At 75.5% G+C, this 17324-nt stretch carries 16 protein-coding genes; 8 read left to right on the top strand and 8 right to left on the bottom strand.

The window, feature by feature from the left end; all coding sequences use genetic code 11:
* Window positions 1-112 precede the first annotated feature (112 nt).
* The 5 genes from FHX32_RS04420 to FHX32_RS04400 all read left to right on the top strand — a co-directional run bounded on the left by FHX32_RS04420 (window position 113) and on the right by FHX32_RS04400 (window position 7183).
* Window positions 113-946: a patatin-like phospholipase family protein gene (locus tag FHX32_RS04420; RefSeq protein ID WP_167179577.1), complete on the top strand. Its 834-nt coding sequence runs from the start codon at window positions 113-115 to the stop codon at window positions 944-946.
* On the top strand, window positions 946-1962 hold the full coding sequence (locus FHX32_RS04415; RefSeq protein ID WP_167179576.1) for a 1-acyl-sn-glycerol-3-phosphate acyltransferase: 1017 nt from the start codon (window positions 946-948) through the stop codon (window positions 1960-1962). The genes FHX32_RS04420 and FHX32_RS04415 overlap by 1 nt, the downstream gene beginning before the upstream one ends.
* Before the next feature lie 9 nt (window positions 1963-1971).
* Window positions 1972-2289 carry a divalent-cation tolerance protein CutA gene (gene cutA, locus FHX32_RS04410; protein WP_167179575.1) on the top strand — a complete coding sequence of 106 codons (318 nt, stop codon included), beginning with the start codon at window positions 1972-1974 and terminating at the stop codon, window positions 2287-2289.
* Window positions 2290-2336: 47 nt separating this feature from the next.
* On the top strand, window positions 2337-5915 hold the full coding sequence (locus FHX32_RS04405) for an SCO7613 C-terminal domain-containing membrane protein (protein WP_167179574.1): 3579 nt from the start codon (window positions 2337-2339) through the stop codon (window positions 5913-5915).
* Window positions 5916-6136: 221 nt separating this feature from the next.
* A complete protein-coding gene (locus FHX32_RS04400; RefSeq protein ID WP_167179573.1) occupies window positions 6137-7183 on the top strand; it encodes an acyl-CoA desaturase in 1047 nt (348 codons plus the stop codon).
* A 55-nt stretch (window positions 7184-7238) separates the two neighbouring features.
* On the opposite strand, the gene FHX32_RS04395 is transcribed toward FHX32_RS04400, so the two are convergent.
* On the bottom strand, window positions 7239-8006 hold the full coding sequence (locus FHX32_RS04395; RefSeq protein ID WP_167179572.1) for a hypothetical protein: 768 nt from the start codon (window positions 8004-8006) through the stop codon (window positions 7239-7241).
* Window positions 8007-8246: 240 nt separating this feature from the next.
* Here FHX32_RS04395 and FHX32_RS04390 point away from each other — a divergent pair, with 240 nt between their 5' ends.
* Both FHX32_RS04390 and FHX32_RS04385 read left to right on the top strand, forming a co-directional pair.
* Complete coding sequence (locus FHX32_RS04390; protein ID WP_167179571.1) at window positions 8247-8540, top strand: 4a-hydroxytetrahydrobiopterin dehydratase; 294 nt, start codon at window positions 8247-8249, stop codon at window positions 8538-8540.
* On the top strand, window positions 8537-9688 hold the full coding sequence (locus FHX32_RS04385; protein WP_167179570.1) for an FHA domain-containing protein: 1152 nt from the start codon (window positions 8537-8539) through the stop codon (window positions 9686-9688). The genes FHX32_RS04390 and FHX32_RS04385 overlap by 4 nt, the downstream gene beginning before the upstream one ends.
* A gap of 94 nt (window positions 9689-9782) precedes the next feature.
* Here the strand turns inward: FHX32_RS04385 and rocD are convergent, their stop codons facing one another.
* From rocD to FHX32_RS04370, 3 genes are all read right to left on the bottom strand, one after another.
* Window positions 9783-10997, bottom strand: coding sequence for an ornithine--oxo-acid transaminase (gene rocD, locus FHX32_RS04380; protein WP_486481077.1), 1215 nt, complete (start codon window positions 10995-10997; stop codon window positions 9783-9785).
* Window positions 10997-11812: a dimethylargininase gene (ddaH, locus tag FHX32_RS04375; protein ID WP_208418303.1), complete on the bottom strand. Its 816-nt coding sequence runs from the start codon at window positions 11810-11812 to the stop codon at window positions 10997-10999. Before ddaH ends, rocD begins: the two co-directional genes overlap by 1 nt.
* Before the next feature lie 352 nt (window positions 11813-12164).
* On the bottom strand, window positions 12165-12770 hold the full coding sequence (locus FHX32_RS04370; protein ID WP_486480906.1) for a hypothetical protein: 606 nt from the start codon (window positions 12768-12770) through the stop codon (window positions 12165-12167).
* Between the two features lie 324 nt (window positions 12771-13094).
* Between FHX32_RS04370 and FHX32_RS04365 the strand changes: the two genes are divergently transcribed.
* Window positions 13095-13904 carry an Fpg/Nei family DNA glycosylase gene (locus FHX32_RS04365; protein ID WP_167179568.1) on the top strand — a complete coding sequence of 270 codons (810 nt, stop codon included), beginning with the start codon at window positions 13095-13097 and terminating at the stop codon, window positions 13902-13904.
* Window positions 13905-14142: 238 nt separating this feature from the next.
* Here the strand turns inward: FHX32_RS04365 and FHX32_RS04360 are convergent, their stop codons facing one another.
* The 4 genes from FHX32_RS04360 to FHX32_RS04345 form a co-directional block, all read right to left on the bottom strand.
* Window positions 14143-15021 (bottom strand): aminoglycoside phosphotransferase family protein, encoded by an 879-nt coding sequence (locus FHX32_RS04360; protein WP_167179567.1) that lies wholly within the window; start codon window positions 15019-15021, stop codon window positions 14143-14145.
* Window positions 15022-15183: 162 nt separating this feature from the next.
* Window positions 15184-15459 carry a hypothetical protein gene (locus tag FHX32_RS04355; RefSeq protein ID WP_167178308.1) on the bottom strand — a complete coding sequence of 92 codons (276 nt, stop codon included), beginning with the start codon at window positions 15457-15459 and terminating at the stop codon, window positions 15184-15186.
* A gap of 169 nt (window positions 15460-15628) precedes the next feature.
* Window positions 15629-17008, bottom strand: a complete 1380-nt coding sequence (locus FHX32_RS04350; protein WP_167179566.1) for an FAD-dependent oxidoreductase — start codon at window positions 17006-17008, stop codon at window positions 15629-15631.
* Between the two features lie 24 nt (window positions 17009-17032).
* Window positions 17033-17260: a hypothetical protein gene (locus tag FHX32_RS04345; protein WP_486480905.1), complete on the bottom strand. Its 228-nt coding sequence runs from the start codon at window positions 17258-17260 to the stop codon at window positions 17033-17035.
* Window positions 17261-17324: the final 64 nt, after the last annotated feature.

Genomic DNA, 17324 nt, shown 5'->3' with positions numbered 1-17324 from the left:
GTGGGAGCGGTATCAGGTTGCGTGAATGTGTCCGGCCTGTCAACGGCAGCGGCCGGGGCCCGGCGGAGCCGCCGCGGCGGGGCACCGGCGCGACCGTGCCAGGATGAACGACATGGCGCGGGGACCGGTGGCGTTCGTGCTCGGGGGCGGGGGCGTCCTCGGCGCGGTCGAGGTGGGCATGCTGCGGGCGCTGTTCCGGGCCGGGATCCGGCCGGACCTGGTGCTCGGCACCTCGATCGGCGCGGTGAACGGCGCGCTGGTCGCCGCCGACCCGTCCGAGGCGGTCACCGACCGGCTGGTCCGGCTCTGGGCCTCCCCCGAGGCCAGCGAGGTGTACGGCGACTCGGTCGCCCGGCAGCTGCGCCGGTTCGCCGCGCGGACCCACCTGCACTCGCCCCGCCCGCTGCGCAAGCTGCTCGAGAACGAGCTGGGCGCGGAGACCACCTTCGCCGACCTGCGGGTGCCGTTCCGATGCTGCGCGGCGAACATCGAACGGGCGGCCGAGCACTGGTTCGACAGGGGACCGCTGGTGCCGGCGGTGCTCGCCTCCGCCTCCGTACCGGGGCTGCTGCCGCCGGCGCGGATCGGCGACGAGCACTTCGTCGACGGCGGAATCGTCAACTCGATCCCGATCGGCGAGGCGGTCGCCGCGGGCGCCGGGCAGATCTTCGTCCTCCAGGTCGGCCGGATCGAGCGGGAGCTGAGCCCGCCCCGCCGGCCGTGGGAGATCGCGCAGGTCGCGTTCGAGATCGCCCGCCGGCACCGGTTCGCCCGGGAAATGGCCGCGCTGCCGGACGGGGTGGAGGTGCACGTGCTGCCCACCGGTGGGCTGAACCCGCGCGACGACACGCCCTGGGCGTACCGGGACATGGCGGCGGTGGGCCGGCGGATCAGTCGCGCGTACACCGCCTCCCGGCGCTACCTGGCCACCCAGCTGGACCGCTGATGCCGCTACCGCCGCGGTGGGTCCGCCGGGCGCTGCTGGCACCCGGGGTGGTGCTGCTCGCCTTCCTGGTGGTGACCACGCTGCCGATCTGGGCGCTGCTCGCGGCGGCCGCCTCGCCGCTGGTCCCGGGGCGGCTGCGGCCGCTGCGGCTGCTCTGGTTGGGCTGCGTCTACCTGGTCTGGGACGCCGCCGCACTGCTCGCGCTCTTCGTGCTCTGGCTCGCCTCGGGTTGCGGCTGGCGGGTCCGGGCCCCGGCCTTCCAGCGGGCGCACTACCTGCTCGCCGGGTGGTTCCTGCGGCTGCTGTTCTGGCAGGCCCGGTGGACGCTGCGGCTGAGCATCGAGGTGGTCGGCACCGACCCGGACACCGCGCTGCCGGGCCGGCCCGAGCTGGTGCTCTGCCGGCACGCCGGGCCGGGCGACTCGTTCATCCTGATCCATGCCCTGGTGAACTGGTTCCGCCGCGAGCCGCGGATCGTGCTCAAGGACACCCTGCAGTGGGACCCGGCGATCGACGTGCTGCTCAACCGGCTGCCCAACCGGTTCATCGCGCCGGGGCCCGACGGGCGCGGGTCGGTCACCGAGCAGATCGGGCACCTGGCCACCGACCTGGACGACGACGACGCGTTCGTGATCTTCCCGGAGGGCGGCAACTTCACCCCGAAACGCCGGCTGCGGGCCATCGCCCGGCTGCGCTCGCTCGGCCTGGAACGGATGGCGCTGCGGGCGGAGCGGATGCAGCACGTGCTCGCGCCGCAGCCCGGCGGGCTGCTGGCCGCGCTGGACGCCGCCCCGGGGGCCGGGGTGATCTTCGTGGCGCACACCGGGCTCGACCGGATGCTCACCGTCGCGGACGTCTGGCGGGAACTGCCGATGGACAAGCGGATCGTGATGCGCTTCTGGTCGGTGCCGCCGGAGAAGGTGCCGACCGACCGGCAGGAGCGCATCGACTGGCTCTTCGACTGGTGGCACCGGATCGACGACTGGATCGCGGCCAACCGGGACGGTCCCGCGTAGGGTTCGCTCGTGGAACAGATCTGCGTGGTGACGACGGTGGTGGACGCACGGCCGGTCGCCGACGCGCTGGCGGGCGCGGCGGTCGACGCGCGGCTGGCGGCCTGCGCCCAGGTGGGCGGCCAGGTCGACAGCACCTACTGGTGGCGGGCCGCGGTGGAGACCAACGCCGAGTGGTCGGTGCAGTTCAAGACCACGGAGGACCGGGTCGCCGCGCTGGTCGACCAGATCCGCGCCGGGCACCCGTACGAGGTGCCGGAGATCCTGGTGGCCCGGGTGGAGAGCGACCCGCCGTACGCCGCGTGGGTGCGTGAGCAGACCCGGCCCTGAGTACGCGCACTCTGGGCGGCTGAGGTCCGGCCGCCGATGATGGCCGGGTGGAGAACACCGGCTACCCCTGCCCGGCCTGCGGCGCGCCCGCCGACCTGCGCTCCGGCTGCTCCGGCTGCGGCCGGCCGCCGTTCCCGCCGGCGGCCGAGGTGATCCGGCTCGACCGGGAGATCGTCGTGCTCGGTGCCGAGGTGGAGCGGGTCCGGCAGACGTACCAACAGTTGGTCGACCGGCTGGCGACGACCCGGCAGCGCCGGGACCGGCTGGCCGCGGCGATCCGCGCGCAGTTCCCGCTCCCGGTGGCGCGCCCACCGGTTCCGGCCGTCGTGTCGCCGCGACCCGGCCCCGCCGCGGTGGCCGGGCCGCCCGCGGTGGCCGGTGCGTCTGCCGTGCCCGGCGCGGCGGAGGCCTCCACCCGCACCGTGCAGGGTCTGCTCTTCGTCCTCGGTGGACTGCTGCTCGGCACCGCGGCGGTGGTCTTCACGGCGGTGGCCTGGGCCGCGGTCGGGGTGGCCGGCCGGGCGCTGATCCTGGCCGCGGTGACCGCGCTGGCGCTGGCCGGTCCGCTGCTGGCCGTGCGGCGCGGGTTGCGGGGCACCGCGGAGACGTTCGCCGCGGTGGGGCTGCTGCTGGTGGTGCTGGACGGCTACGCCGCCTGGACGGTGGACCTGTTCGGGGTGGCCGGCTGGCCGGGGACCCGGTACGCCGCGCTGGTCGGGGGGGCCAGCGCGGCGGCCGCCCTCGGGTACGCCCGGCTCAGCCGGCTCACCGTGCCGTGGTTCGCGGCGATGCTGGCCGCCCAGCCGGTGCTGCCGCTGTGCGCGGTCGAGGCGCGGCCCGGGCCGGCCGGTTGGTCGCTGGTCTTCGTCGGGGTGGCGCTGCTGAACCTCGCCGTGCTGATGGCGTTGCGCGGTCGGGCCGCCGGTGTGGCGATCGCCGGCCGCATCGTGGCCTGGATCGCGCACGCGGCCGCACTGGTCGCGGCGGCCGGCTGCGCCCTGGCGCCGCTCGCGCTCGGTCGGGCCGCCGGCACGCCGCTGCTGGCCGGGCTGCCGTTGCTGCTGGTGGCGGCGACCCTGCTGGGCACGGCGGTGCTCACCGGCGGCGCGGTCTTCCGCGCGGTGGCCGCCGGGCTGCTGGTGCCGGTGCTGGCCGGCGCCCTGCTCCGGCCGGTGGCCGAGCTGCGGGAGTCACTCCTGCTGGTGGCGGCGGCGCTGGTCGCGGCCGGGCTGGCCGCCGCGGTACGGCTGTTGCCGGCCGGGACGCGCACCGGCCCGCGGGTCGGCGCGCTGCTGGTATCCGGCGGCCTGCTCCAGCTGACCGTGCTGATGGCCGTCGTGTTCGCGGGCGACGCGGTCGCCCGGTCGCTGCCGCCCTGGCGGGGCGCCGCCGTCGGGCCCGACTTCGCCTGGGGCTGGCAGCTTCCGGTGACGGTGGCGCTCACCGTGGCCGCCGTGGCGTTGCTGCTGCCCACGGCGGCGCGCCCGGCGCTGGCCGCGGCCGGCGTCGCGGCGGTCGCGCTCGCCCTGCCCGCGGTCGGGCCGACGCCCTGGCCGCTCGCGCTCGCCGTCGACCTGTCGGTCGGGGCGGTGCTGCTGGTCGTCGCGGCGGCCCGAGCGGCTCGCTCGTGGACCGTGCTGACCGCGGCGGCGGCCGGAGCCGTGTTGCTCGGCCACGGCCTGCTGGTGGGCTTGGCCGCACCCGCCGGGGCCGGCGCGGCGCTCGCGGTGACCCTGGTCGCCGGGATGGCCGCGGCCGCCACCAGCCGGGGCGGCTCGGCCGTGCGGCGGGCGGTGGGCGGATGCGCGCTGGTGGCCGCGCTGCTCGCGGTACCCGGCGGCGGGGCGGTCGCGTTGATCGGCGCGGGAGCGCCGGCCTGGTGGCAGGCGCGGGCCGCCCTCGGCGTCGCCGCGCTGCTGCCGGTCGTGCTGCACGCCGTCCGTCGACACTGGCCCGACCTGTCCGGGTACGCCTCGGCGGGGCTGGCCGGGGCGGCCGTGCTGGTCGGGCTCGGGCCGCTGGCCGTGCCGGCCGACGAGCCGGCGGCGCTCTACGCGGCCGTGGCGGCGCTGCTGGTCGCCCTGGGCGGGTTCCGGACCCGGCGGCCGCTGCCGGCCGGCGAGACCGCCCGGCGGGTGGCCGGGGCGGTGCTGCTTGCCGTGGCCGTGCTGGCCGTCGTCCCGGTGGTGCTGACCGCGCTGATCGCCCCGTACGGCGGTCCGCCGGCGCCCTGGTCGGGGCGGCCGGTCGCGGCGCCCGACCCGGCAGCCCTGCCGGCGGGCCTGGCCCTGGCCGTGCTGGCGCTCGCCGCCGCGCTGACCGGTTGGCCGGGTCGTGCCGGAGGGGCCGGCGACCGCTCGACCACCCCCGTTCCGGCAGCTCCGGGCGGTACCACCCCTCCGGGCGGTGCCGCTGTCCAGGCCGGTGCCGCGGTTCCGGCCGGTGCGGCCGTCCTGACTGGTGGCAACCCGGCGGACTCCGGCGGACCGGAGGGCTGGTGGCCGGCCGCGCTCACCGCCCTGCCGTTCGCCGTGGCCGCCGCGCCGGTGCTGCTGGTGGCCGCCGGGGCGCCCTGGCCGGTGGTGCCGGCCGTCGTGCTGGCCCTCGGCGTGGCGGCGCTGCTGCTCGCCGCCCTGGCAGCGCCGCGCCCGCTACTCGTGCCGCTCACCGCGCCGGTGGGGCTGGTGCTGACCAGCTCCGGGACGCTCGGCCTGCTGGCCACCCGGGCCGGCACCCTCGCCGGCCTCGGCGTGCTGGTGGTGGCCGCGACCGTGGTCGGTGTCGCCGGGCGACGGGCCGAGGTACGCCTCGCCGGCAGCCTGGTCGCCGTGGCCGCCGCCGCCGGGCTCGCGGTCACCGCGCCGCTGGCCGGCGGTCTGCCGCTGCGTACGGCCGCGTTCACCGTGCTGGCCGTGGCGGCGCTCACCCTGGCCGTCGCCGCCGCCCTGGCCGGCCGGCGGCACCCGGCGGCGGCCGCGCTGGACGCCGCCGCCCAGGCGGTGGCGCTGGTCGGGCTGCTGCTCACCGGGGGCGCGCTCCGGCACGCCGCGGCGGTGTGCGTGCTCTGGGGGGCCGCCGTCGCGGTGCGGCTGCTACGTCGGGGCGAGCCCGCCGGGCGGCGGTGGGCGTTCGCCGGCATCGCCGGGGGCAGCGAACTGCTCGGCGCCTGGCTGCTGCTGGCAGCCGGGGGTGTGGCGGTGCTGGAGGCGTACACGCTGCCGGCCGCGGCGCTGGCCCTCGGCGCGGGCACGCTGGCGCTGCGCACCCGCCCGGGGCTGAACAGTTGGCTCGCGCTCGGCCCCGGGCTGGCCGCCGGGCTGCTGCCCAGCCTCGTGACGGTGCTGGTGGCACCGGAGCCGCAGCCGTGGCGCCGGCTGCTGCTCGGCGCCGCCGCGCTGACCGTGGTGCTGGCCGGGGCGAGCCGGCGGTGGCAGGCCCCGGTGCTGCTCGGCGGCGGCACCCTCACCCTGCTCGCGCTGCACGAACTCGGCCGCGGCTGGGACCTGCTGCCCCGGTGGATCTTCCTCGCCGTCGGCGGGTTCGCGCTGATCGGGCTCGCCGCCACCTACGAGCGGCGGCGGCGGGACCTGGCCCGGCTGCGCGCCGCCGTGGGCCGGATGAGCTGAGCCGGCCGCGTACCCGGGCCGGAGGGGCGGGGGTCGGGGCCGGTGGCGACGGGGTCCGGGTCGGGGTCGGGCGGTGCCGGGCTCAGGGGAATCGGGTAGGGCTCGCCCTACCCGGGATCCGGGGGTTGCCAGGGTTACTCAGCGCGACCGTTCTCGGGAGACTCGGAGGTGGGGCCGTTCCGCTCGGCACGGCCCGAACCGAGGGACGGGAGCGGGAGACGATGCTCGGAGCGGTGGCGGATCCGCCGGTACGGCGGGGCAGTGACTACGCGGAGTTGTCCCGACGGATCAGCCGGGCCGGGCTGCTGGACCGGCGGCCGGGGTGGTACGCGGTGCGGATCGCGCTCACCCTGGGCGCGTTCCTGGCCGGCTGGGCCGCGGTGGTGCTGGTGGGGGACAGCTGGGCGCAGCTGCTGGTGGCCGCCGGGCTGGCGGTGGCCACCACCCAGGTGGCGTTCCTCGGGCACGACGCCGGCCACCGGCAGATGTTCCGCCGACGCGGGCCGAGCGAGCTCGTCGGCCTGCTCGCCGGGAACCTGGCGGTGGGGCTCAGCTACGGCTGGTGGGTCGACAAGCACAACCGGCACCACGCCAACCCGAACCATGAGGACGAGGACCCGGACGTGGGGGCGGGCGCGCTGGTCTGGACGTACGAGCAGGCCATCGAGACGCGCGGCTTCGGGCGGTGGCTGGCCCGCCGGCAGGCCTGGCTGTTCTTCCCGATGCTGCTGCTGGAAGGGCTGAACCTGCACGTGGCGAGCGTCCGAGCGGTCGTCGGGCGGGAACCGGACGGCCGGTACCGGACCCCGATGCGGCACCGGGGCGTCGAGGCGCTGCTGCTCGCCGCGCACACCGCCGGCTACCTCGGCGTGCTGCTGCTGGCCATGTCGCCGGTGAAGGCGCTGCTCTTCGTCGCCGTCCACCAGGGACTCTGGGGCCTCTACATGGGTTGCTCGTTCGCGCCGAACCACAAGGGCATGCCGATGCCGACCGCGACGGACCGCCTCGACTTCCTGCGCAAGCAGGTGCTCACCTCGCGCAACGTCCGGGGCGGCCGGTTCGTCGACCTGGCGCTGGGCGGGCTCAACTACCAGATCGAGCACCATCTGTTCCCGAACATGCCCCGGGCGAACCTGCGCCGGGCCGTGCCGATCGTGCGGGCGTACTGCGCCGAGCGGGGCATCCCGTACGCGGAGGCCGGGCTGGTCGAGTCGTACCGGCAGGCGCTCGCCCACCTGCACGAGGTGGGTCGGCCGCTGCGCGGCTGAAGACGTGGAACGGGGGCGGCACCGACCGGTGCCGCCCCCGTCCGTGCTGGTCGGATCAGGCGCCGAACGCCTTGATCAGCTCCTCCGGAGCCTCCTGGGTCTCGCTCGCCGCCGGCTTGCGGACGCTGACCGGGGTGCCGAAGTCCGAGTAGGTGGTGGTCATCGTGCCCAGCGACTCGTGCAGCACGCTGACGTCGATGGCGATCTCGGCGAGCCGGCCCTGGTCGTCCACCTTGGCGGTGAACGGCACGGCCTTGGCCTTCTCGCTCAGCGCCGCGATGTCCTTGTCCTTGGCCATGGTGCGGGTGTAGTCGAGGGTGCCGGCGTAGTTGCCCTCGCTGGTCTCCTCGACCTCGGCTACCGCGTCGATCAGCTTCTTGGCGCCGCCCGGGTCGCCCTCCGGCATCAGGTTGAGCTGGCCGCTCTCGCCGAGCTTGGTGGTGTCCATGTGCAGCCACTTCTTCGGCAGCCCGGCCATGCCGGTGACCTTCAGGTACGCGTCGTCGCCGACGATCACGATCCGGAACTTGCCCGAGGCGCCCATGTTCAGGGTCATGTCACCGGTCTTGGTGGACGGGTCGAGGACGCCGCCACCGTTCATCACGGACGACTTCAGGTCCATCCGGACGCTCTGCTCGTTGAGCTTCTGCGCGGCGGCGTTCAGTTCGCCCAGCGCGTCGGCCGGGGCGCTGCTCGCCGGCGCCGCGGTGGAGCCGTTGCCGGCCGGTGTGTCCTCGCCCGACTTGTTGCCGCAGCCGGTCAGTGCGAGACCGAGCGCGGCGACGAGCGCGACCCCCGTGGTCGCCAGCCGTCGAGTCTTCATGCTGGATGTCTCCTTGTGTTGGTTGGGCCAGGGTGACGACGACGGTCGATCCCCGGGCCGGGCCGTTGGTCAGCCTAACCCCGCGCCATCCACCGCCCGACGTCGATAGCCCGTCCGGCCCCGCACGTCGCCCCGACCACCCGCCGCGCCCGCCGGTTGACCGGACCGGCCGCGTGGGGCCGGACACCACCCGCCCCCGCTGGTCGGCGTCGTCCCGATCTGCCCCGGTAGGGTCACCCCATGGCAGACGTGCTCACCGCGGAGGCGGTGCGAGACGAGCTGGGTGCGCTGGCGGACTGGTCGGGAGACCCCGCCGGGATCACCCGCACCGTGGAGCTGGCCAGCTTCCCGGACGCCATCTCGGTGGTGGACCGGGTCGCGGCGACGGCCGAGGAACTCGACCACCACCCCGACATCGACATCCGCTGGCGGACCCTCACCTTCCGCTGCGTCACCCATTCCGCTGGCGGGGTGACCCGGCGTGATCTGGAGCTCGCCCGGCGGATCGACGAGATCGTGCGGAGCGCCCGATGAGATTCGAGATCAGCAAGGTGCTGGACGCCATCGAGGGCCGGGTCTGCACCGACCCGTCGCTGGCCCGCGCCGTCGTCGACCTCGCCGAGGTGATCCGCTACCAGGACCTCGACGGCGGCCGGCCGGCCAGCCTGCTGCGCCTCGGCATGGTCATCGACGCGCTCGCCCGGCAACTGGAGGAGGACAGCGTCCCGGTGTACGCGATCGTGCACCGGGCGCTGCTCTCCGACGCGGACCTGACCTCGAACGAGCGGATGGTGGTCCGCCGCTGGGCCGACGACGGGCTGGTCGAGGTGCTGGACAATCCGGGCGACCGGATGTTCGAGGTGGCCGACCTGCTCGGCCTGCCGGTGCTCACCCGGGCCCGGGCCGACGGCCTGCGCGGGCGGTACCCGTGGCTGGTCGAGCAGCCGGGCCGGGTGCTCGCCCCGGTGCCCGGTCCCGGCGGGCCGGTCTTCGTGGCCCACGTCGGCAAGGGGGACACCCCGGTGGCCGGGGAGCGCTCGCCGGTCGGCGGCAAGCTGCTCGCCCGCCAGTGGCGGTGCCCCGAGCCGGGCTGCGCTCTCTTCGGTGGCGGTGGGGGCGGGGGCGCCTTCGCCGACCTGGCCCGGGTGGACCGCAGCCCGGCCGGCCAGCCGCCGCCCTCGCTGCGCGGCGGTGCGCCCACCTGTCCCCGGCACGGCACCCGGCTCGGCGACGCCGGCCCGCGGCCGCGTACCGAGGTGTTGGCGGTCCGCATCGGCGGGCTGATCCGGCGGCGTTTCGTGCTCAGTGAGGAGCTGCCGGTGGTGGTGGGCCGGGCGCCGGAGCAGACCGACGGGATCACCCTCGGCCAGTGGCTCAACGACGAGGCCCGGCGCTGGATCAGCCGCAACCACGTGCGGTTCGAGCTGCGGGTCGGCGAGGTGATCGTGACCGACGTGAGCACCAACGGCTCCGGCATCCGGCCGGGCGGCTCGATGGCCGAGCCGGACCGGATCGCGCTCAAGCCCCAGCAGTCCCGGGTCCTCGACGCCGGTGACATGGTCGAGCTCTATCCGGGCGTCCAGGTCGGCCGGCCCGGCGAACTGCCCGCCGGCGCCCCGTACACCCCCACCTCGGTGATGGCCGAGGCGCCGACCATGGCGATGCGCCTGCCGCGCCCCTGACCGCCCGGGCCCCGCGCCCGGTGGCCGCGGGTCGCCGTGACGACGGTGGGCGCCGGGACCGTGGTCCCGACGCCCACCGCTGTCGTACCTGAACTCAGCCGGCCAGGACGGCCGCGAGCTGGGCGACCGCGTGGTCGATCTCCTCCTCGGTGACCACCAGCGGCGGGGCGAGCCGGATGGTGGACCCGTGGGTGTCCTTGGCGAGCACGCCGCGCTCGGCCAGCCGCTCGCACGCCTGCCGGCCGGTCATCAGCGCCGGGTCGATGTCCAGCCCGGCCCACAGGCCCCGGCCCCGGACGGCGACCAGGCCCTTGCCGATCAGCCCGCGCAGGCCGGCGTGCAGCCGCTCGCCCAGCTCGGCCGAGCGGAGCTGGAACTCGCCGGTGGCCAGCAGCCGGACCACCTCGGTGGCCACCGCGCAGGCCAGCGGGTTGCCGCCGAAGGTGGAGCCGTGCTGACCCGGCTTGAGCACGCCGAGCACGTCCGCGTCCGCGGCGACCGCGGAGACCGGCACGATCCCGCCGCCGAGCGCCTTGCCGAGCAGGTACATGTCCGGCGTGACGCCCTCGTGGTCGCAGGCGAACGTGGCACCCGTGCGGCCCAGGCCGGACTGGATCTCGTCGGCGATGAAGAGCACGTTCCGCTCGGTGCAGACCCGGCGGACGCCGGTCAGGTAGCCCTCCGGCGGCACCACGACACCCTGCTCGCCCTGGATCGGCTCGAGCAGCACGGCCACCGTGTTCTCGTCGATCGCCGCGGTCAGCGCGGCCAGGTCCCCGTACGGCACCACGGTGAAGCCCGGGGTGTACGGCCCGAAGTCGGCGCGCGCGTCCTCGTCGGTGGAGAAGCTCACGATGGTGGTCGTCCGGCCGTGGAAGTTGCCCTCGGCGACCACGATGTTGGCCTGCCCGGCCGGTACGCCCTTGACCTGGTAGCCCCACTTGCGGGCGACCTTGATGCCGGTCTCCACCGCCTCGGCCCCGGTGTTCATCGGCAGCACCAGGTCCTTGCCGCAGAGCTCGGCCAGCTCACGGCAGAAGTCGGCGAACTGGTCGTGGATGAACGCCCGGCTGGTCAGGGTGAGCCGGTCGAGCTGGGTGTGCGCCGCCTCGATCAGCTTGGGGTGCCGGTGGCCGAAGTTCAGCGCCGAATAGCCGGCCAGGAAGTCGAGGTAGCGGCGGCCGTCCACGTCGGTCAGCCAGGCGCCCTCGGCCGAGGAGATCACCACCGGCAGCGGGTGGTAGTTGTGCGCGGTCCAGCGTTCCGCGTCCCGGACCGCTCCCGGCGTCCGCAGCATGTCGTCGACGATCACTTGCTTGCCTTTCCCTGACGGAGTCGCAACGTGCAGCACTTCGGTCCACCGCCGGCCTTGCGCAGCTCGGACAGGTCGACACCGATGGTCTCGTAGCCCCGGTCGCGCAGTTTCGCGGCCAGGTCGGTGGCCTGGGCGGGCAGCACCACGTGCCGCCCGTCGCTGACCGCGTTGAGCCCCAGCACCTCGGCGTCGGCCATGGTGGCGTGCACCGCGTCCGGGAAGAGCCGGCGCAGCGCGGCCTGGCTGCCGGGCGAGAACGCCTCCGGCAGGTACGCCACGGTCTGCTCGTCGAGCACGGTCAGCGCGGTGTCCAGGTGGTAGAAGCGCGGGTCGACCAGCTGCATGGTGATCACCGGGTAGCCGAAGACCTCCTGCAGTTGGGCGTGCGAGGCGTGCGCGGTGCGGAACCCGGTGCCGGCCAGCAGCACGTCACCGGCGAGCAGGATGTCGCCCTCGCCCTCGTTGACGTGCTTCGGGTCGTACATCTCGAAGCCGGCGGCCTCGAACCAGGCGCGGTAGGCGGGGGCCTCGTCGGCGCGCTGCGGGTCGCGGAACTGCACGGCCATCGCCTTGCCGTCGATCACCGTGCCGCCGTTGGCGGCGAAGACCATGTCGGGCAGGCCGGGCACCGGAGCGATCTCCTCGACGGTGTGGCCCAGGTCGCGGTAGACCTGCCGCAGCTGCTCCCACTGCCGGATCGCCAGGTCGGCGTCGACCGGCGCGGTCGGGTCCATCCACGGGTTGATCGCGTAGTCCACGGCGAAGTACGTCGGCCGGCACATCAGAAAGCGCTGGCTGGTGGCGTCCATCGTCATTGTCCTGCTCCCAGGGGTCGGGCGCGCCCGGCCACCTTCGGCCCACGGGCTGGCGCCGTTGCTCAACGGTATGCGGCGCTACCCGGCAGGATCCACCGTCGAGGCTTGCACAGCCCGACCGATCGTTGCGTCTGGCCCGGACTCGGCGGCGGATCGTTGCGTCCGCGCCGGCCGGGGCTGAGGACGGACCCACCCCGGCTCGGCCCTGGGAACGCTTCGGGGGCGGCGAGACCGCCGCCCCCGAAAGAGGGTGCCCGGCTGGTGAACCACCAGGCTGGTCGGGCTGGCCACCGGTGAACCACCGGTGAGCCGGCCGGCGCACCGCCGGCGAGCCGGACAGTGCCCGCTAGAAGCGATCCACAAACTGTGAATCAAGCCACTCACGGAACCGCTGCACCCAGTCCCCGTCGGTGGTCGGCCAGTCGAACTGGCCGGTCATCGCCAGCACACCGAGAACCACCGCGCCGAGCCCGAAGACGATGCCGAACAGCGCGTCGGTCTTGCCGGCGATGTGCCGCCGGCGGGTGGCGACCAGGCCGAGCACGGCGAGCACCGCGCCGAGCGCGCCGAGCCCGATGCCGTACCCGGCGAGGGTGCCGGTGAGCACGAAGAGCGCCCCGGCCACGCCGACGATCAGGCCGAGCGTGGCGAGCAGGCTGGCCCGCGGCTTCGGGCCGGCGACCACCGGCCGCTCCGCCCGGTCGGGCACCCCGTCGCCGTCCCGGTCGACCCCGGTGGGCCGGGCCGCCGTGCCGTTCCGGTCCCGGTCGCCGGTGCGCTCCAGGGTCGGGTCGGCCGACCGGCGGGTGTCCTCGTCGGTAGGACGGCCGGTGGCGGCCCGCGCGACGGCGGCCCGCTCGCCGGCCCGGCGTTCCGCGTCGGTGTCCCGGTCGTCGACCGTGGTGGTGGCCGCGCCACCCCGGTAGGTCGTCGGCTCGTCCCGGTCGCTCACCGCCGACCGGTTCGATCCGCCGCGGCTGTCGAACCGGCCGGCTCCGGAGTTGGTCGGCCGGTCCCGGCCGTCAGCGGCAGTGGTATCCCGGTCGGGCAGGTTCTCGTTCCGCGGCGTCGCCGGTTCCGGCCGGCGCGGCCGCGAAGGAATCTTGACCACAACACACCTCCTGATGAATGCGGGGTGGCCGATGGAACGGACGGCACCCACGCGATATCCACCCGGAATACCCAGCTGGCCGTTTTCTGACACCCGCTGCGCTGGCCGGTGGGTTCACCACCCGGGTGGGCCGGTCCGGTCGCGGCCGGGGCTAGGTTGGTGGTCGTGCCAGAGGGACACACCATCCACCGCCTGGCGGCCCGCCACGCCGACCTGTTCGCCGGCGACAAGGTGCACGCCGCCAGCCCGCAGGGCCGGTTCGCCGAGGGCGCCGCCCGGCTCACCGGCACCGTCCTGGAAACCACCGAGGCGTACGGCAAGCACCTGCTCCACCACTACGCCGGCGGGTTGACCCTGCACGTGCACCTCGGGCTGTACGGGAAGTTCGCCGACGGCGCCGGAGAGCCGCCCGAGCCGGTCGGCCAGGTGCGGCTGCGGCTGACCAGTGACCGGCACTGGCTCGACCTGCGCGGCCCCACCGCCTGCGAGCTGCTCACCCCGCCCGAAGTGGCGGCGCTGCGCGAGCGGCTCGGCCCCGATCCGCTGCGCGCCGAGGCCGACCCGGAGCGGGCGTACGCCCGGATCTCCCGCAGCCCGACGCCGCTGGCGGCGCTGCTGCTCGACCAGTCGGTGGTGGCCGGCACCGGGCTGATCTTCGCCACCGAGGCGCTGTTCCGGGCCGGGCTGTCGCCGACCACGGCCGGCCGGGAGCTGACCCGGGCCGGCTGGGAGCGGCTCTGGGCCGACCTGGTCGCGCTGATGCGCCGCGCCGTGGTGCACGGCCGGATCGACACCGTCCGGGACGCCCACCTGCCCGAGGCGATGGGGCGGCCGGCCCGGGTGGACCGGCACGGCGGCGAGGTGTACGTCTACCGTCGCCCCGGCGCGCCCTGCCACGTCTGCGGCACCGCGGTGAGCCGCGGCGCGCTGGCCGGCCGCAACCTCTACTGGTGCGCCACCTGCCAACCGGCCTGACCCGACGCGGCTCCGGTCGGCACCGCTTCCGGTCGGCGTGCGGCGAGCGCCGCCCGCCGTCGACCGGCCTGATTCGCTGCGGCTCCGGTCGGTACCGCTTCCGGTCTGCTCGCGGCGAGCGCCGCCCGCTGTCGGTCCGCCGTCGTGCTACCGTTCGCCGTCTTGCGCGGCCGAGCGCCGCCCGCTGCCGCCAGGGCTCCCGCGCGTGCCCGGCGCCGGGCGGCCGGGGCCGGCGTGGTCAGTCGCCGTCGAGGAGCCAGCGGACCACCTCGATCTGGCGAGGGAAGACCTGGTCGTCGCCGATGCTCCAGGCGAGCGTCTGCCCGATGGTCCAGCCGCGCACCCGGTCCCGGTCCAGCCCCAGCTCCGCGCTGAGCCGGTCCAACCGGTGCCGGACGGCGGCGGGGGAGTGGCCCAGCTCCGCGCCGCGGACCAGCGGCGTCACCCCGAACTCCCGTTCGCCGGCCAGCGGCTTCGGGTCGATGACCAGCCACGGTTCCCGGGTCGCCCGGAGCACGTTGCCGGCGTGCAGGTCCTGGTTGACCAGCACCTGCATGCCCTGGCTCGGCACCAGGTCGGCCAGCAGCCCGAGCGCCGCGTCGAGCAGGCGCCGCTCGTACGGGCGGCCGGTGCGCGCCCACTTCACCGGCAGCCGTTCCGCCCAGCCGGCCGCCTCCTCGGCCAGCGGGGTGAACGGCGCCCCGGCGGGGCACCAGAGCCGGGGCAGCAGCCCGACCACCACGTCGAGCGCCCGCTCGGGCGGCACGGTGTGCAGTGGCGTGCCGGGCACGCAGCGCTCCACCAGCAGCGCCCGGCGTTCGGGATCGTGCCCGAGCAGCCGGACCGCACCCTCGCCCGCCCACCGGTCGAGCGCGGTCGCCTCGTGCACGCTGTCCGGGTCCGGGTACTGGAGCTTGAGCACCGCCGGTGTGCCGTCGGGCAGCTCGGCCGGCAGGGCCAGCGAGGCGAACGCGTACCCGAAGGGCGGGCCGACCCGTAGCGACCACCGCTCGACGCAGGCGGCCAGCAGCTCCGGCAGGTCCGCCAGCCACCGCCGTCCGTCCGGGGTGCCGCGTACCCAGTCCAACCCGTCCGGTATCTGCAGCGCGCCGTCCACCGCGCCATCCTGGCCGGAACCGCTCGGCCCGTACAACTGATTCCGGCCGGTGCCGTCGGGCGCTCGCCGGCCGGGTGGCAGCGGGACCGGCCTGGCGGGAGGACGGGTGCGTCTGTTGTCGCTGCAGCGACACCAGACGCACCCGAGCGTGAGGGCCGGCGGTCAGGGGGCCCAGCCGGCTGCGGACAGGGCGGCGCGCAGTTGCGCCGCCACCTCGTCCGGGCGGCGCCGGACGTCGAACGCGGTGAACCGGAGGATCCGGTCACCCTCGATCCACACCTTGTTCTGTCGCCGTAGGTCCGCTGCCCAGTGCCGGACGTCCATGTGGTGTGCCCTCGCCGGACTCAGCTCGCCCGTGGCCTGCGCCCAGGTCAGCATGCCCGACTGCTCGAACAGGAGCCACCGCAGCGCCGGCGCGTCATCCTCCGGTAACCGCACCGGCCCATTTGGACCGGCCTTCGGGCGCATCTGTTGTCGCGCCAACGACAACGGGCGCACCCAAAGCCGACAGCCCCGCCGCGCCACGCCGTCTGCCGCGCCACGCCGTCTGCCGCGCCACGCCGCCTGCCGCGTTGCGCGGCCGCGTGGGTGCGCGGGCCGCGGTGGGTCAGCGGCCGGAGCCGGCCAGCGCGTCCACCGCCTTACGGGCGGCGATCAGCACCGGGTCCCAGACCGGCGCGTACGGCGGGGCGTAGCCCAGGTCGAGCGCCGTCATGTCGTCCACCGTCATCTTGTTCCAGAGCGCCACGGCCAGGGTGTCGACCCGCTTGGCCGCCTCGGACCAGCCGACGATCTGCGCGCCGAGCAGCCGCCCGCTGGGCTTCTCGGCGATCAGCTTCACCGTCATCGGCCGGGCGCCGGGGTAGTAGCCCGCGCGGTTGGTCGACTGGGCGACCACCGAGACGAACTCGAAGCCGGCGGCGACGGCGTCCCGCTCGCGCAGGCCGGTGCGGCCCACCTCCAGGTCGCAGACCTTGGTCACCGCGGTACCGATCACCCCGGCGAAGGTGGCGTAGCCGCCGCCGATGTTGATCCCGGCGATCCGGCCCTGCTTGTTGGCGTGGGTGCCCAGCGGCACGTTCACCGGCATGCCGCTGACCCGGTGCAGCGTCTCCACGCAGTCGCCGGCCGCCCAGACGCCCGGCACCCCGGGCACCCGCATCCGGCGGTCCACCCGTACCCCGCCGCTGGGGCCCAGCGGCAGGCCGGAGGCCTGGGCGAGCGCGACGTTGGGGCGTACGCCGAGACCGAGGACCACGACGTCGGCGGGGATCGCCCCCTCCTCGGTGACCACCGCGGACACCCGGCCGTCCCGCTCCTCCAGCCCGGTCACCGACAGTCCGGTACGGATCTGCATGCCCAGCTCGCGCATCGCGTCGACGACCAGTTCGGCCATGTCCGGATCGACCGTGGACATCGGCTGTTCGTCCCGCTCGACGAGAGTGACCGAGAGCCCGCGCTGGATCATCGCCTCGGCCATCTCCACCCCGATGTAGCCGCCGCCGACCACCACCGCGTGGCGCGGCATCGGGTCGGCGTCCAGCCAATTCAGCAGCGCCGCACCGTCGTCGAGGGTCTGCATCCCGAACACCCCGCCGACGTCGCCGCGGGCCCAGTCCGGCCGGATCGGGTCCGCGCCGGTGGCGTACATCAGGATGTCGAACCCGGCGCGGACCTCGCCGCCGCGGTCGAGGTCGCGGGCGACCACCTCGCGGCGGTCGAGGTCGATGGCGGTCACCTCGTGCCGGAGCCGCACGTCGATGTCGAACGAATCGCGGAACGTCTCCGGTGAGCGGGCGATCAACTGGTCCCGCTCCGGCACCAGCCCGCTGATCCAGTACGGGATGCCGCACGCCGAGTACGAGGTGAAGTGCCCCCGCTCGAACGCGACGATCTCCAGGTCGTCGCGGTCGCGGCGGCGTCGAGCCTGGGACGCCGCCGCCATGCCGGCGGCATCCGCCCCGATCACCACGAGCCGTTGCGCCACGGGCATCATCCTGTCACGAACGGCTCAGCCGCGGGTGTGCCGCGCGACGTCCGCCACCACGTCGGCCAGTTGGCCGGTGCGGGCGAAGACGGCCCGCTGCCGGGCGGCGCGGCTGCCGTGCCGCCGCAGCCCGCCGAGCAGATCGGTCACCTCAGCCAGGTCGCCGTGCCGCTCCAGGGCCGGGCGGACCCGCGCCACGAGATCGTCGAGCAACTGCCAGGCCGGGCGCAGCTCGCCGTCGGTCAGGTCCACCCCGTCGCCCTCCAGGCCGTCGTGGGCGGCCCGCCAGTGCGCGCCGTCGCGTCCGGGGCCGTCG

Source organism: Micromonospora sp. CNZ280, assembly GCF_011759515.1.
This window is presented reverse-complemented; position numbering and strand designations above follow the sequence as displayed.